We start from the raw sequence: 17137 nt of genomic DNA on the forward strand, positions 1-17137 counted from the left end.
CGGTAAGGTGCGCCCCGATCTGATCACCCCGCTCCCGGTCATCCTCCGGGAGAACGCGGTCCGTCTCACGGACAAGATCGCTTTCGAGGACGACCGGCACGCGGTCACCTACGGAGAGCTCGAAGCACGGACGCGGAGGCTGGCCGGTCACCTGGCCGGCCTCGGCGTCCGGCGCGGGGACCGGGTGGCACTCTGCCTCGGCAACTCCGTCGCCATGGTGGAGGGCTATCTCGCCGTCGTGCGGGCCGGCGGGATCGGGGTACCGGTCAACCCGCAGGCCACGGCGGCCGAGACCGAGTACCTGCTGACCGACAGCGGTGCGGTCTTCGCCCTGACCGCCGCCGGTCACGCAGAAACGTTCCTGCGCTTGCTGCCTGCCCCGACGGCCGGGCCCCGCGTCCTGGTGACCGGCCCGGCGACGGCCCCGGAGGGCGCCCTCTCCTTCGATGAACTCGCCGTCACCGAGCCCACCACCGAGGCCCCCGACGACCTCGGCCTGGACGAGGTGGCCTGGATGTTCTACACCTCGGGCACCACCGGCCGGCCCAAGGGCGTGCTCTCCACCCAGCGCAACTGCCTCTGGTCCGTGGCCTCCTGCTACGTGCCGGTCCCGGGCCTGTCCGAGCAGGACCGCGTGCTGTGGCCGCTGCCGCTCTTCCACAGCCTCTCGCACATCGCCTGCGTGCTCTCCGTCCCGGTGGCCGGCGCCACCGCCCGGATCATGGACGGGAGTTCCGCGGACGACATCCTGACCGCGCTCCGCGAGGACCGCTCGACCTTCCTGGCCGGCGTCCCCACCACCTACCACCACCTGGTCGCCACGGCCCGGCGGACCGGTCTCTCGCTGCCCGACCTGCGGATCGGGCTGGTCGGCGGCGCCGTCACCGGCTCCGAGCTGCGCCGCTCCTTCGAAGAGGGCTTCGGGGTGCCGCTGGTCGACGCCTACGGGAGCACCGAGACCTGCGGAGCGATCACCATCAACCCGCCGGACGCCGCGCGGGTCGAGGGCTCCTGCGGCCTGCCCGTGCCGGGCGTCGGGGTGCGGATCGTCGACCCGCGCACCGGCCGGGACGTCGCCGCCGGCGAGGAGGGCGAGGTCTGGGTCAGCGGACCGAACGTCATGGTCGGCTACCACAACAGCCCGGAGGCCACCGCCGCCGCCGTCCAGGACGGCTGGTTCCACACCGGCGACCTGGCCCGGCGCGACGAGGCCGGCTACTTCACCATCTGCGGCCGCCTCAAGGACCTGATCATCCGGGGCGGCGAGAACATCCACCCCGACGAGGTCGAGGCCGTCCTGCGCACCGTCGAGGGGGTGGCCGACGCCGGTGTGGCCGGGGTGGCGCACGACACCCTCGGCGAGGTGCCCGTCGCCTGGGTCGTCCCGGGGCCGGGCGGCCTCGATGCCGCCGCACTGATCGAACGCTGCCGCGAGCGGCTGTCGGCCTACAAGCTGCCGGAGCGGGTCTACGAGGTCGCCGGCATTCCCCGGACGGCCTCCGGGAAGATCGTCCGGCGCCTGCTGGCAGAGCAGCCCGCCCGGCTGCGCCACGCCGCGGACGGACACCACGACGGCCTGCTGGCACCGGCCTGGGTGCCGGCGCCGGCCGCGCCCTCGGACGCCCCCGGGGCCGCCGGTCCCGCGGCGCCCGGCTGGGCGGTGGTCGGCCCCGCCGGCGCGCTGGTCACCGGCCTGCGGGCGGCCGGCCTCGACGTCCGGCACCATCCCGACCTCGCGGCCCTGGACGCCGCCGTGGCGGCCGGCGAGCCGGCGCCCGGCGTGACGGTGCTCGCCCCGCCCGCCGGTGACGGCCGGCGGGCGGCCGACCAGGTGGCCGCCCGGCCGGTCCCGGCCGAGGGCCGGCTGCTCGTCCTCACCCGCGGTGCGGTCGCCGCCACCGCCGGGGACGGCGCGCCGGACCTGGCGGGCGTACCGCTCTGGGCCGTCGCGCGGTCGGTCCAGGCCGGCAGCGACCGCCCCGAGGGCGTCACCCTGCTCGACCTGGAAGCCGGGGCCGACCTGGAAGCCGGGGCCGACCTCGACGCCGGCAACGACCTCGCGGCCGGTTCGGACTTCGACGCCGCTGCGGACCTCGCCGGCGTCCTGGCGGCCGCCGTCGCCTCCGGACAGCCCCAACTCGCGGTGCGGGCCGGGGAGCTGCTCGTCCCCAGACTGGTGCGAGTCCCGCTCGCCGACCGTCCGAGCGGCCCGGGCCCGGCCGGTCCGGGCACGACCGTCGTGCTCACCGGGGCCGACACGGCGGCCGGCGCCGCCCTGGTGCGCCACCTGGCCACCGTGCACCGGGTGGAGCGCCTGCTGCTGGTCGACACCCCGGCGACGGGCGACCGCCCCGAGCCGGCGGCCGCGCCCGCCGGGGTGGAGCTCACCCGGGTGACCGCCGAGCCGGCGGACCCGGCCGCGCTGCGGACCGCGCTGGCCGCCCTCGGCCACCCGGTGACCGCCGTCGTGCACGCCGCCGCCGACCCCGCCCTCGCCCTGGCCCTGGACGAGCTCACGGCGGACACCGACCTCGCCGCCTTCGTCGTCGTCACCGGCACGGCGGCCACGCTGGGATCCGCCGAGGCCCCGGAGACGGCCGTCGCCGAGGCGCTGACCGAGGCGCTGGTCCGCACCCGCCGGCTGCGCGGCCGCACCGGCGCGGCGCTGGCCTGGAGCACCGAGCCCCCGTCGACCGGCGACCCGGCCCAGTGCCTGCGCGACGGGCTCGCCGCGTTCGACCTGCTGGTCGAGACCGGAGCCCCGGCGCTGGTGGCGCTGCGACCCGGCCCGATCGCCCCGGACGGCCCCGTTCCGGTGGTCCTGCGCGCCCTCACCGAGACGCCGCCCCCGGCAGCCCGGCCCGACGAGGCCGTCACCGCCGCCCTGCGCGAGCGCCTGTCGGGCCTGGACGAGCGCGCGCAGCTCGCCCTGCTCGAAGAGCTGGTCCGCACCGAGGCCGCCGCCGCGCTGAGCCGGCCGGGCACCGCGTCGATCGCGGCCGGCCGGGCCTTCCGCGACCTGGGCCTCACCTCGCTCGCCGTCGTGGAGCTGCGCAACCGGCTGACCGAGCGCACCGGGCTGCGCCTGCCCGCCACCGTCAGCTTCGACCACCCCACGCCGGAGGCGCTGGCGGCCCACCTGCGGGCCCGCACCCTGGGCCTCCGGGAGGCCCCGGAGGCGGCCGACCGCGCCGTTCCCGCCGACCCGGACGAGCCGATCGCCGTCGTCGGCATGGCGTGCCGGCTGCCGGGCGGCGTCACCGGCCCGGAGGACCTGTGGCGGCTGGTCAGCGAGGGCCGGGAGGCCCTGTCACCGTTCCCGACCGACCGCGGCTGGGACCTGGACGGGCTGTTCTCCGGGGATCCGGAGCAGGCCGGTACCTCCACCGCCGACCGGGGCGGCTTCCTGCACGACGCCGGACTGTTCGATGCCGGCTTCTTCGGGATCTCGCCGCGTGAGGCGCTGGCGATGGACCCGCAGCAGCGGTTGCTGCTGGAGGCGTCCTGGGAGGCCATGGAGCGGGCCGGTATCGACCCGGCCGGGCTGAAGGGCGCGGACGTCGGGGTGTTCTCCGGCGTCATGGGCCAGAGCTACGGGGCGGGTGGCGCGGCGCCGGCGGAGCTGGAGGGCTTCGTCGCCACCGGTACGGCGTCGAGTGTGGCGTCGGGCCGGGTGTCGTACGTGTTCGGGTTCGAGGGCCCGGCGGTGACGGTGGACACGGCGTGTTCCTCCTCGCTGGTGGCGATGCACCTGGCGGCGCAGGCGCTGCGGCGCGGGGAGTGCTCGCTGGCGCTGGCCGGCGGCGCGACGGTCATGGCGACGCCGGACACGTTCGTCGAGTTCTCCCGGCAGCGGGCGCTGGCGACGGACGGCCGGTGCAAGTCCTACGCGGACGCGGCCGACGGGACGGGCTGGGCCGAGGGCGCGGGCGTGGTGGTGCTGGAGCGGCTCTCCGAGGCGCGGCGCAACGGCCACCGGGTGCTGGCGGTCCTGCGCGGGTCGGCGGTGAACCAGGACGGTGCGTCCAACGGCCTGACGGCGCCCAACGGGCTCTCGCAGCAGCGGGTGATCCGCAAGGCGCTGGCGAACGCCGGTCTGACCACGGGCGAGGTGGACGTGGTGGAGGGCCACGGCACCGGGACGGTCCTGGGTGACCCGATCGAGGCGCAGGCGCTGCTGGCCACCTACGGCCAGGACCGGCCCGCCGACCGGCCGTTGCGGCTCGGGTCGCTGAAGTCCAACATCGGCCACACCCAGGCCGCCGCCGGCGTCGCCGGTGTGATCAAGATGGTGCAGGCGCTGCGGCACGGCGTGCTGCCGCCCACGCTGCACGTGGACGCGCCGTCCTCGCAGGTGGACTGGACGGCGGGCGCCGTCGAGCTGCTGACCGAGGCGCGGGAGTGGCCGGAGACCGGCCGGCCCCGCCGGGCGGCGGTCTCCTCCTTCGGTGTCAGCGGCACCAACGCGCACCTGATCCTGGAGCAGGCGCCCGAGGAGGAGCCGGTCGCGGTCGAGGCCGCGCCTACGGGTGTGGTGCCGCTGGTGGTGTCGGCGAAGAGCACCGTCTCGCTGGCCGGCCAGGCCGGGCGGTTGACGGCCCTCGCGGAGGCCGGCGACACGGCGGCGCTGGCCGGTGCGCTGGTCTCCCGGCGGGCACTGCTGGACGAGCGTGCGGTGGTGGTGGCGGGTTCGCGGTCCGAGGCGTTGGCGGGGCTGGGTGCGTTGGCGCGGGGCGAGTCGGTGCCGGGGCTGGTGACGGGCAGTGCGTCGGGCGTGGGCCGGACGGTGCTGGTGTTCCCCGGGCAGGGTTCGCAGTGGGCCGGGATGGGTCGTGAACTGCTGGACTCCTCGCCGGTGTTCGCGGAGCGGGTGGCGGCGTGTGCGGCGGCGTTGGGCCCGTGGGTGGACTGGTCGTTGGAGGAGGTGCTGCGCGGCGAGGCCCCGGCGGAGCTGCTGGAGCGGGTGGATGTGCTTCAGCCGGCGAGTTTCGCGGTGATGGTGGGTCTGGCGGCCGTGTGGGCGTCGGTGGGTGTGGTGCCGGACGCGGTGGTCGGTCACTCGCAGGGCGAGATCGCGGCGGCCTGTGTGGCCGGTGCGCTGTCGCTGGAGGACGCGGCCCGGATCGTGGCGGTGCGCAGCCGGGTGATCGCCGGCAGCCTCGCCGGGCGTGGCGGGATGGCGTCGGTGGCGCTCTCCGAGGCCGACGCGCTGGCCAGGCTGGAGCGTTGGGCGGATCGCGTCGAGGTGGCGGCCGTCAACGGCCCGACCTCGGTGGTGGTCGCGGGTGACGCCGAGGCCCTGGACGAGGCGCTGGAGGTGCTGGCGGCCGACGGGGTGCGGGTGCGCCGGGTGGCGGTGGACTACGCCTCCCACACCCGGCACGTCGAGGCGATCGAGGGCACGTTGGCGGAGGCCTTCGCGGACATCCGCAGCCGCGCCCCGCAGATCCCGTTCTTCTCCACGGTCACCGGCGAGTGGGTCGGCGAGTCCGGGGTGCTGGACGGCGGGTACTGGTACCGCAACCTGCGGAGCCAGGTCCGCTTCGGCCCGGCCGTCGCCGAACTCCTCGGCCAGGGCCACACCGTGTTCGTCGAGTCCAGCGCCCACCCGGTGCTCGTTCAGCCGGTCAACGAGATCGTCGACGAGGCCGCGGCCGAAGCCCTGGTCACCGGGACGCTGCGCCGCGACGAGGGCGGGCCGCGCCGACTGCTGACCTCGATGGCCGAACTCTTCGTCCGGGGCGTCGCCCTGGACTGGACGGGCCTCCTGCCCAGCGCCACCGCCCAGCTGGACCTGCCGACCTACGCCTTCGACCACCGGCACTACTGGCTGCAGACCGCCCTGGCCACCGACGCGGCCTCGCTCGGCCAGGCCGGCACCGATCACCCGCTGATCGGCGCGATCGTCGGGGTGCCCGGCTCGGGCGGTTTCATGACCACCTCGCGGTGGTCGCTCGGCGCGCACTCCTGGCTGGCCGAACACGTGGTGGGCGACGCCGTCCTGGTGCCGAACGCGGCCCTGGTCGAGCTGGCCGTCCGGTTCGGCGACGAGGTCGGTACCCCGACCGTCGCGGACCTGACCGTCGACCGGCCCGTGGTGCTCCCGCTGCGCGGGGGCCGGTCCGTTCAGATGATCGTCGGAGAGGCCGACGACGCACGGCGGCGCACGGTCGAGGTGTACTCCCGGGCGGACGACGCGGCGCTGGACGTGCCGTGGACGCGCCACGCCCACGGCACGCTGACGCCCACCCCGGTGGACGCGCACGCCGCCCGGCCCGCCGTCGGCCCCGCGGCCGAGGTCTCCCTGGACGACGCGGCCGGCCCCGCCGACCGCTACGGCCTGCACCCGACGCTGCTGGACGCCGCCGTCCGCACGATCCTCCCGGAGGGCACGCTCGCGGCCGAGTGGCGCGGGGTCACCCTGCTCGCCTCGGGCGCCTCCGAGGTGCGGGTCCGCACCTCCGGGACGCCGGACGAGGGAGCCCGCCTGGAGCTGGGCGATCCGGCCGGCGGGCCGGTGCTGATCGCCGAGGCGGTGCTCGCCCGGCCCTACGCGCCCGAACAGGACGGCATCGCCCGGGAGCCGGTCCAGGACGCGCTGTTCCGCGTCGAATGGGCCGAACTGCCCCTGCCCGCCGTGGACCGGGCGGCCCCCGTCACCACGGCCGCGGTCGCGACCGCGGCGGACGTCGAGGCCCTGGCCGGGTCGGACGGCCCGGCCCCGGACGTCCTGCGGTACGCGGTCGACCACCCGGCCGGCGACCCCCGGGCCGCCGTGGCCGCCGCGCTGGCCGTCCTCCAGGCCTGGCTGGCCGCACCCGCCCTGGCACCGTCCCGGCTGGTCGTGGCCGCCTCCGGGGACGAGGCCGACCTCGCCGCCGCCGCCGTGTCCGGTCTGCTGCGCTCGGCCCAGTCCGAGCACCCGGACCGCATCGTGCTGGTCGAACTCGACGACACCGCCGAGGCGTTGCTGCCGGCCGTGCTGGCCAGTGGCGAGCCGCGGGTGCGGGTGCGGGCCGGCGTGGCCGAGGCGCCCCGACTGGTGCGCGTCACCGCCCCGGAGCGCTCCGCCGAGGCACCGGGACGTACCGGGGCACCCGGCCGTACCGAGGCACCCGGCCGTACCGACACGGCCCCGGGGCTCGACCCCGCCGGCACCGTCCTGGTCACCGGCGGGACGGGGACGCTCGGCGCCCTGGTCGCCCGGCAGTTGGTCACCGCGCACGGCGTCCGGCACCTGCTGCTCGTCAGCCGGAGCGGCCCCGCCGCCGAGGGCGCCGAAGCGCTGCGCGAGGACCTCACCGCGCTGGGCGCCACCGTCACCGTCGCCGCCTGCGACACGGCCGACCGCGCCCGGCTCGCGGCCCTCCTCGCGGCTGTGCCGGCCGAGCACCCGCTGACCGCCGTCGTCCACACCGCCGGCGTCCTGGACGACGGCGTGGTCACGGCGCTGACCCCGGAGCGGGTCGACACCGTGCTGCGGCCCAAGCTGGACGCCGCCCTGCACCTGCACGAGCTGACCCGGGAGCTGGACCTCGCCGCCTTCGTGCTGTTCTCCTCGGCGGCCGGCGTCCTGGGCAACCCCGGGCAGAGCAACTACGCGGCGGCCAACGCCGGCCTGGACGCGCTGGCCCACCACCGCCGCCGGCTCGGCCTGCGCGCCGTCTCGCTCGCCTGGGGCTACTGGAGCCAGGCCAGCGGCATGACCCGCCACCTCGGCACCGCCGATCTGCACCGCACCCGGCGGCTGGGCATGGTCGGGCTCTCCGACGCCGAGGGGATGGCGCTGCTGGACGCCGCGCTGCGCGCCGACGCCGGCACGTCCCCGGCCCTGGTGGCCGCGCGGTTCGACCTGCCCGCGCTGCGCGCGGCGGCCCGCAGCGGCCCGGTCGCACCGCTGCTGCGCGGCCTGGCACCCACCGGGCGGCGGAGCGCCGGCGCGGCCGCGGGCGCGGACACCGCCTCCCTGCGCGAGCGCCTCGCCCGCCTGGGCGCGGACGAGCAGGCGGAGGAGCTGGTGGCCCTGGTGCGCCGGCACGCCGCCCAGGTGCTCGGCCACGCCGCCCCCGACGCCGTCCGGGCCGACCGCGCCTTCAAGGAGGCCGGTTTCGACTCGCTGACCGCCGTGGAGCTGCGGAACCGGCTGGCGGCCGCGAGCGGACTCACGCTCTCCTCGACCATCGTCTTCGACTACCCGAAGCCGGTGGCCCTCGCCGAGCACCTGCGGGTCAGGCTCTTCGGCAGCACGGCCCCGGCGGACGCGGCCGTCACCGCGGCCGGCGGGCCCGCCGCCGATCCCGACGAGCCGATCGCGATCGTGGCGATGTCCTGCCGCCTGCCGGGCGGGGTGCACAGCCCCGAGGACCTCTGGCGGCTGGTGGCCGACGGCGTCGACGCCGTCACCGAGTTCCCCGAGGACCGCGGCTGGGACATCGAGCGGCACTACGACGCCGACCCGGACAGCGCGGGCAAGACCTACGTCCGGCACGCCGCCTTCCTCGACGACGCGGCCGGGTTCGACGCCGCCTTCTTCGGCATCTCGCCGAACGAGGCGCTGGCGATGGACCCGCAGCAGCGGTTGCTGCTGGAGACCTCCTGGGAGGCGTTCGAACGCGCCGCGATCGACCCCACCGGGCTGAGCGGGCAGGACATCGGCGTGTTCGTCGGCGTCAACAGCCACGACTACACCGTGCGGATGCACGGGGCGGCCGGGGTCGAGGGCTTCCGCCTCACCGGCGGATCCGCCAGCGTCCTCTCGGGCCGCGTCGCCTACCAGTTCGGCTTCGAGGGGCCGGCCGTCACGGTCGACACCGCGTGCTCCTCCTCGCTGGTCGCCCTGCACCTGGCCGCCCAGGCGCTGCGCCGCGGCGAATGCTCGATGGCGCTGGCCGGTGGCGTGATGGTGATGGGCAACCTGGAGACCTTCGTCGAGTTCTCCCGGCAGCGCGGGCTGGCCCCGGACGGCCGCTGCAAGGCCTTCGCGGACGGCGCCGACGGCACCGGCTGGGCCGAGGGCGTGGGCGTGCTGCTCGTCGAGCGGCTCTCCGAGGCGCGCCGGCGCGGGCACCAGGTCCTGGCCGTGATCAGCGGCAGCGCGGTGAACCAGGACGGTGCGTCGAACGGGCTGACCGCGCCGAACGGGCTCTCCCAGCAGCGGGTGATCCGCAAGGCGCTGGCCAACGCGGGCCTGTCGCCGGTCGAGGTGGACGCGGTGGAGGCGCACGGCACGGGCACCGTGCTGGGCGACCCGATCGAGGCGCAGGCGCTGCTGGCCACCTACGGCCAGGACCGGGAACCGGGGCGGCCGCTCTGGCTCGGTTCGGTCAAGTCGAACATCGGCCACACCCAGGCCGCCGCCGGGGTGGCCGGGGTGATCAAGATGGTGATGGCCATCCGGCACGGCGTGCTGCCCCCGACGCTGCACGTGGACCGGCCCTCGACCCATGTGGACTGGTCGGTGGGCGCGGTCGAGCTGCTGACGCAGGCCCGGGAGTGGCCGCAGACCGGCCGCCCGCGCCGCGCGGGGGTGTCCTCCTTCGGCATCGGCGGGACCAACGCGCACGTCCTGGTGCAGGAGGCGCCGGCCGGGGCCGGGATCGTGCCGGAGCCCGCGCCGCAGGACGAGGCCGACGCCGGCGCGGCCGTGGCCGTGCCCGTCCCGGTGCCGTTGTCGGCCCGGACGGCGGCCGCCCTGCGCGGCCAGGCCGGGCGGCTCGCCCGCTTCGTCGACGACCGCGCCGACCTCCCGCTCGCCGGGACGGCCCACGCGCTCGCCACCGCCCGGGCCCGGCTCGACCACCGCGCCGTGGTGCTGGCGGGCGACCGCCGGCAGCTGGCCGACGCCCTGCGCGCCCTCGAGGACGGCGCGCCCGGCGCCGGGACCGTCCTCGGCAACGCCGCCGACGCCGACGGCAAGCTGGCCTTCCTCTTCACCGGGCAGGGCAGCCAGTGGGCCGGCATGGGCCGCCGGCTCGCCGAGGCCTTCCCGGTCTTCCGGGACGCCTTCGCCGCCGCCTGCGGCGCCGTCGAGCGGCACCTGGACGGTCACCTGGCGCGACCGCTGCACGAGGTCGTCTTCGCCGACCGGGGCACCGCGGCGGCCGCACTGCTCGACGGGACGATGTACACCCAGGCCGGCCTCTTCGCCCTGGAGACGGCGCTGTTCCGGCTCTTCACCTCATGGGGCGTGCGACCGGACCTGCTGGCCGGCCACTCGATCGGCGAGATCACCGCCGCCCACGCCGCCGGCATCCTGGACCTCGCCTCGGCGGGTGAACTGGTCGCCGCCCGCGGCCGGTTGATGCAGGCGCTGCCCGCCGGCGGGGCGATGGTCGCCGTGCAGGCGAGCGAGGCCGAGGTGGCCGGACTCCTCGGTGACGCGGTGGAGGTGGCGGCGGTCAACGGCCCCGACGCGGTGGTGCTCTCCGGCGCCGAGGACGCGGTGCTCGCCGCCGCCGCCGAGCTGGCCCGCGCCGGCCGCAAGACCCGGCGGCTCGCCGTCAGCCACGCCTTCCACTCGCCCCTGATGGCTCCCATGCTGGCGGAGTTCGAGGCCGTCGCGGCCCGGCTGCGGTACCGGCCGGGCACCGTCCCCGTCGTCTCCACCCTCACCGGTGAGCTCGCCGAGGACGGGCACTTCGGGACCCCCGCGTACTGGGTCGACCAGGTGCGCCGCGCCGTCCGGTTCGGCGACGCGGTCGCGTCGCTGCGCGACCAGGGCGCCACGACCTACCTCGAACTGGGGCCGGGCGGCGTCCTGACCGCGATGGCGCTCGGCACGCTCGGCGCGCAGGCGCGGGGCTGCCTCGCCACCCTGCGCTCCGACGTCCCCGAGGACACCGCCGTCCTCACCGCGCTCGCCGAACTGCACGTGCGGGGCGTGGACGTGGACTGGCCCGCCGCCCTCGGCCGGCCGGGCGCGGAGGCCGGCCCGGTCGCGGCGGTCGGGGCCGAACTGCCCACCTACGCCTTCCAGCACGAGCGGTACTGGGTCGAGGCCGGAACCGCCGTGGACGCCGAGGCGCTCGGCGCCCGCAGCACCGGTCACCCGCTGCTCGGCACGGTCGTCGACGTCCCCGGGGACGGCGGCGGCAGCGGAGTCGTGCTCACCGGGCGGCTCACCCGGCGCAGCCGCGGCCTGCTGGTCGACCCGGCCGGCGCCGGCGACCGCGCCGTCCCGACGGCCGTGCTGCTGGACCTGCTCGTCCGGGCCGGCAGTGAGACCGCCAGCGGCGCCGTTCGGCAGATCACCGTGGAGTCGCCGCTGATCCTGCCCGGTCACGGGCAGCTCCAGGTGCGGGTGTCGGTGGAGGCCCCGGGCCCGGACGGTGTGCGCCGCGCCGGCGTGCACTCCCGGCCGGCCGGCCGGGAGCAGGATCCGTGGACCTGCCACGCCCGGGCCCTGCTGGCGCCCGGCCTGCCGCAGCCCGCCTTCGACCTGCGCGACTGGCCGTCCGCCGACGACGCCGAGGACACCGCCGGGCCCGCCGCCAAGGTGGCCGGTGTCCGCCGGCTCCGGCAGCGGGACGGCCGGCTCCTCGCCGACATCGAGCTGCCCGCCGAACGGGCCGACGAGGCCGGGGCGTTCACGCTCCACCCGGCGCTCATCGACACCGCGCTGAAGGTGCTGGCCGCCCACACCGGAGGCGACGCCGCCGGCGAGCGCGAGCCGACCGCCTGCGCCGAGCTCGCCGTGTACGCGGAGGGCGCCACCGCACTGCGGCTGCGGATCACCCCGGCCGGCGGCGGGCGCCACCTGGTGGAGCTGGCCGACACGGAGGGCGAACCGGTCGCCGCCTTCGGGCCGTTGACGCTGGAGGGCGCCGCCGCTCCGGCCGAGTCGCTCGGCGCCGACGGTGACCCGGCGGTACCGGCGCACACCCCGGCCGGTGCCCCGCTGGCCCGGCGCGTGGTGCGGCGCGGCACGGCGACGGGCGGTTCGCTGGCCGAGCGCCTCGCCGACCTCGCCACCGCGGAACAGCACCGCCTGCTGATGGACCTGGTGCAGGAGAGCGCCGCCGTCGTCCTCGGCCATCAGGGCGCCGAATCCTTCGACGGCAACCAGCCGTTCCGCGAGCTCGGCTTCGACTCCCTCAGCGCCGTCAAGCTCCGCAACCGGCTGCACGACTTCACCGGCCTGGCCCTGCCCACCAGCCTGGTCTTCGACTACCCGACCCCGTCCGCGCTGGCCGGCCACCTGCGCGCCGAACTGCTCGGCGAGCGGCCGGACGGCGCCCCGGCGCCCACCGCGGCCGCGACGGACCCGGACGAGCCGATCGCCATCATCGCCATGAGCACCCGGCTGCCGGGCGGGGTGACCACCCCCGAGGAGCTCTGGACGCTGGTCGCGCAGGGGCGCGACGGCCTCTCGGCCTTCCCCACCGACCGGGACTGGGACGTCGACAAGCTGTACCACCCGGACCCGGCCCACCCCGGCACCAGCTACACCCGGGTCGGCGGATTCCTGCACGACGCGGCCCAGTTCGACGCCGGACTCTTCGGCATCTCGCCGCGTGAGGCGCTCGCCATGGACCCGCAGCAGCGGCTGCTGCTGGAGACCTCCTGGGAGGCGCTGGAGCGGGCCGGTATCGACCCGCTCTCCACCCGGGGCCAGGACATCGGTGTCTTCACCGGCATCGTCCACCACGACTACGTGACGCGGCTGCGGCAGGTGCCCGACGACGTGCAGGGCTACGTCATGACCGGTACGTCGTCCAGCGTGGCCTCGGGCCGGGTGTCCTACGTGTTCGGGTTCGAGGGCCCGGCGGTGACGGTGGACACGGCCTGCTCGTCCTCGCTGGTGGCGATGCACCTGGCGGCCCAGGCGCTGCGGCGCGGCGAGTGCTCGATGGCGCTGGCCGGCGGCGCGACCGTGATGTCCAGCCCGGACGCCTTCCTGGAGTTCTCGCGCCAGCGCGGCCTCTCCGCCGACGGCCGGTGCAAGGCCTACTCCGCGACGGCGGACGGCACCGGCTGGGCCGAGGGCGTGGGCGTGGTGGTGCTGGAGCGGCTCTCCGAGGCGCGGCGCAACGGCCACCGGGTGCTCGCCGTGCTGCGCGGCAGCGCGGTGAACCAGGACGGTGCCTCCAACGGGCTGACCGCGCCGAACGGCCCCTCGCAGCAGCGGGTGATCCGCCGGGCGCTGGCCGACGCGGGCCTGTCCGCGTCCGAGGTGGACGTCGTCGAGGGCCACGGCACCGGCACCTCGCTGGGCGACCCGATCGAGGTCCAGGCGCTGCTGGCCACCTACGGCCAGGACCGGCCCGCCGACCGGCCGCTGCGGCTCGGGTCGCTGAAGTCCAACATCGGCCACACCCAGGCGGCGGCGGGTGTCTCCGGCGTGATCAAGATGGTGGAGGCGATGCGGCACGGCGTGATGCCCGCGACGCTCCATGTCACCGAGCCGACGCCGCAGGTGGACTGGGCGTCAGGGGCCGTGGAGCTGCTGACCGAGGCACGGGAGTGGCCGCGCAACGGCCACCCGCGCCGGGCGGCGGTCTCGTCCTTCGGGGCGAGCGGCACCAATGCGCACGTGATCCTGGAGGAGGGGCCCGAGGAGGAGCAGCCGGTCGCGGTCGAGGCCGCGCCCGACGCGGTGGTGCCGCTGGTGGTGTCGGCGAAGAGCGCCGCCTCGCTGGCCGGCCAGGCCGGTCGGCTGGTCTCCTTCGTCGAGGCGTCGGGGGCGCCCCTGGCCGGTGCGGCGGGTGCGCTGGTCTCGCGGCGTGCGGTGCTCGCCGAGCGTGCGGTGGTGGTGGCCGGTTCGCGGTCCGAGGCGCTGGCGGGGCTGGGCGCGTTGGCGCGGGGCGAGTCGGCGCCGGGGCTGGTGACGGGCAGCGTGTCGAGCCCGGGCCGGACGGTGCTGGTCTTCCCGGGCCAGGGTTCGCAGTGGGCCGGGATGGGCCGTGAACTGCTGGACTCCTCGCCGGTGTTCGCCGAGCGGGTGGCGGCCTGTGCGGCGGCGCTGGACCCGTGGGTGGACTGGTCGCTCGAAGAGGTGCTGCGCGGCGAGGCCCCGGCGGAGCTGTTGGAGCGCGTCGACGTGCTCCAGCCGGCGAGCTTCGCGGTGATGGTCGGTCTGGCCGCCGTCTGGGCCTCGGCGGGCCTCGTCCCGGACGCCGTGCTGGGCCACTCGCAGGGCGAGATCGCGGCGGCCTGCGTGGCCGGCGCGCTCTCCCTGGAGGACGCGGCGCGGATCGTCGCCGTGCGCAGCCAGGTGATCGCCGGCAGCCTCGCCGGGCGTGGTGGGATGGCGTCGGTGGCGCTCTCCGAGGTCGACGCGCTGGCCAGGCTGGAGCGCTGGGCGGACCGCGTCGAGGTGGCGGCCGTCAACAGCCCGACCTCGGTGGTGGTCGCGGGTGACGCCGAGGCCCTCGACGAGGCCCTGGACATCCTCGCGGCCGAGGGTGTGCGGGTGCGTCGGGTGGCGGTGGACTACGCGTCCCACACCCGTCACGTCGAGGCGATCGAGGGCACGTTGGCGGAGGCCTTCGCGGACATCCGCAGCCAGGCGCCACTGGTGCCCTTCTACTCCACCGTGACGAGCGAGTGGGTGCGTGAGTCCGGGGTGCTGGACGGCGGGTACTGGTACCGCAACCTGCGGAGCCAGGTCCGCTTCGGCCCGGCCGTCGCCGAACTCCTCGGCCAGGGCCACACCGTCTTCGTCGAGTCCAGCGCCCACCCGGTGCTGGTCCAGCCGGTAAACGAGATCTTCGACACCGCCGCGGACGACAGCCTCCGGCTGCGCGCCGTCGTCGGCGGCACGCTGCGCCGGGACGAGGGCGGCCCGCGCCGGCTGCTGGCCTCGATGGCCGAACTCCACGTCCGCGGCGTCGCCGTGGACTGGACGGGCGTGCTGCCCGCCGGCGCCGGCACCGCGCCCGTCGCGCTGCCGACCTACGCCTTCGACCGCCGCCACTTCTGGCTGCAGGAGGGCGAGGCACCCGAGGACCTCGCCTCGGCGGCCGAAGGCGCGGACTCCGACTTCTGGGCCGCCGTCGAGCAGACGGACGCCGACTCGCTCGCCCACCTGCTCGACCTGGCCTCGGCCGACCAGCGCGACGCGCTGCGCACGGTCGTCCCGGTCCTCGCGGACTGGCGCGGCCGGCGGCGCCGCCGGTCGAGCGCCGAGAAGCTGCGCTACAACGTCACCTGGCGGCCGCTGGAACGCGAAGCCGCCGGGGTGCCGGGCGGCCGGTGGCTGGTCGTCGTCCCGGCGGCCGCACCCGCCGCCGACCTGACGGCCGCGCTGGCCGGGCAGCGGCTCGACCTCGTCACGCTGGAGGTCACCGCCGCCGGGACCACCCGCGCCCGCCTCGCGGAGCGCCTGACCGCGACCCTGGCCGAACACGACGTGACCGGCGTGCTCTCCCTGCTCGCGCTCGACCCGGGGACGGCCGCGCCGGACCTGAGCGCCACGGTGGCGACCCTCGCGCTGATCCAGGCCCTCGGCGACGCCGGGGCCGGCCGGCCGCTCTGGTGCCTCACCCGCGGCGCGGTCAACATCGGCATCCAGGACACCCTCACCGCACCGGCGCAGGCCGCGCTCTGGGGCCTGGGCCGGGCCGCCGCCCTGGAGTTCCCCGACCGGTGGGGCGGCCTGATCGACCTGCCCGCGGCGGACGACGCCCGGACGGCGCAGTACCTGCTCGGCGCGCTGAACGGCGCCGCCGGCGACGACCAGCTCGCCGTCCGGCGCTCGGGCGTCTACAGCCGCCGGCTGGTCCGCAAGCCCGCACCGGAGCCCACCGCCGCCGGCGGCTGGCAGCCGAGCGGCACCGTGCTGGTGACCGGCGGCGCCGAGGGGCTCGGCCGGCACGCCGCGCTCTGGCTGGCGCGCTCCGGCGCCCGCCGGCTGATCGTCACCACCGGCCCCCGGACCCCCGAGGAGGCCCTGGCCGGGCTGCGGGAGGACCTCGCCGCGCTGGGCACGGACACCACCGTGCTGGCCTGTGCCGACGCCGACCGGGGCGAACTCGCCCGGCTGGTCGCCGAGACGCCCGCGGAGCACCCGCTCACCGCCGTGCTGCACGCGGCCGACCTGCCCTGGACCGGCACCGTCACCGACACCGGCGCGGCGGACCTCGCCGAGGTGTTCGCCGCCAAGGTGGACACGGCCTTCTGGCTCGACGAGCTGTTCACGGACACCCCGCTCGACGCGTTCGTCGTCTTCTCCTCGATCGCCAGCGTCTGGGGCGGCGGCGGGCAGGGCGTCTCCGGCGCGGCCAACACCGCGCTCGACGCCCTGGTCGAGTGGCGCCGGGGGCGCGGCCTGCGGGCGACGTCGATCGCCTGGGGCGCCCTCGACCAGGTCGGCGCCGGCATGGACGAGGCGACCCTCACCCAGCTGCGCCGCCGGGGCGTCCTGCCGATGGCCCCGCAGGTCGCGATGACCGCCTTCGAACAGGCGGTGGAGGCCCAGGAGAAGTTCGTCACGGTGGCCGACATGGACTGGGACGCCTTCATCCCGGCGTTCACCTCCGTCCGGGTCAGCCCGCTGTTCGCCGACCTGCCCGAGGCGGACGCCGCCCTGCGGGCCTCCCAGCCGGACAGCGGGAACAGCGACACCACCTCCTCGCTGGTGGACTCGCTGCGGGCCGTCCCGGAGGCCGAGCAGGGCCGGATCCTGCTGAAGCTCGTCTGCGGCCAGGCCGCGACCGTCCTGGGCCACAGCAGCGCCGAGAGCATCGGCCCGCTGCAGGCCTTCCAGGAGGTCGGCTTCGACTCGCTGGCCGCCGTCAACCTCCGCAACAGCCTGCACGTGGCCACCGGGCTGCGGCTGCCGGCGACCCTGATCTTCGACTACCCCACCCCGGACGCCCTCGTCGGCTACCTGAGCTCCGAGCTCCTGCGGGACACCGGCGACGACCTCGACGGGCGGGAGGACGACCTGCGGCGCGCGCTCGCGGACGTCCCGTTCGCCCGCTTCAAGGAGGCCGGCCTCCTGGACACCCTGCTCGCCCTCGTCGAGACCGAGGACGCCGCCGCACCCGACGCGGTGGCCGAACCGGCCGCGGACGACGCCGACCTGATCGACGCCATGGACGTTGCCGACCTCGTGCAACGCGCCCTGGGCAAGACGACCTGACCCGGGACGACCCCGGATGCCCCTGATGACCCGGTACGACCAGCTGACCACTGA

The 17137-nt window shown here is 76.7% G+C and carries 1 protein-coding gene; it reads left to right on the forward strand.

What is annotated here, in order from left to right:
- Positions 1-7 precede the first annotated feature (7 nt).
- Complete coding sequence (locus ACWDRR_RS24940; protein WP_449774426.1) at positions 8-17083, forward strand: type I polyketide synthase; 17076 nt, start codon at positions 8-10, stop codon at positions 17081-17083.
- The last annotated feature ends 54 nt before the right edge of the window (positions 17084-17137 follow it).

It is taken from the genome of Kitasatospora sp. NPDC003701 (genome assembly GCF_053587085.1).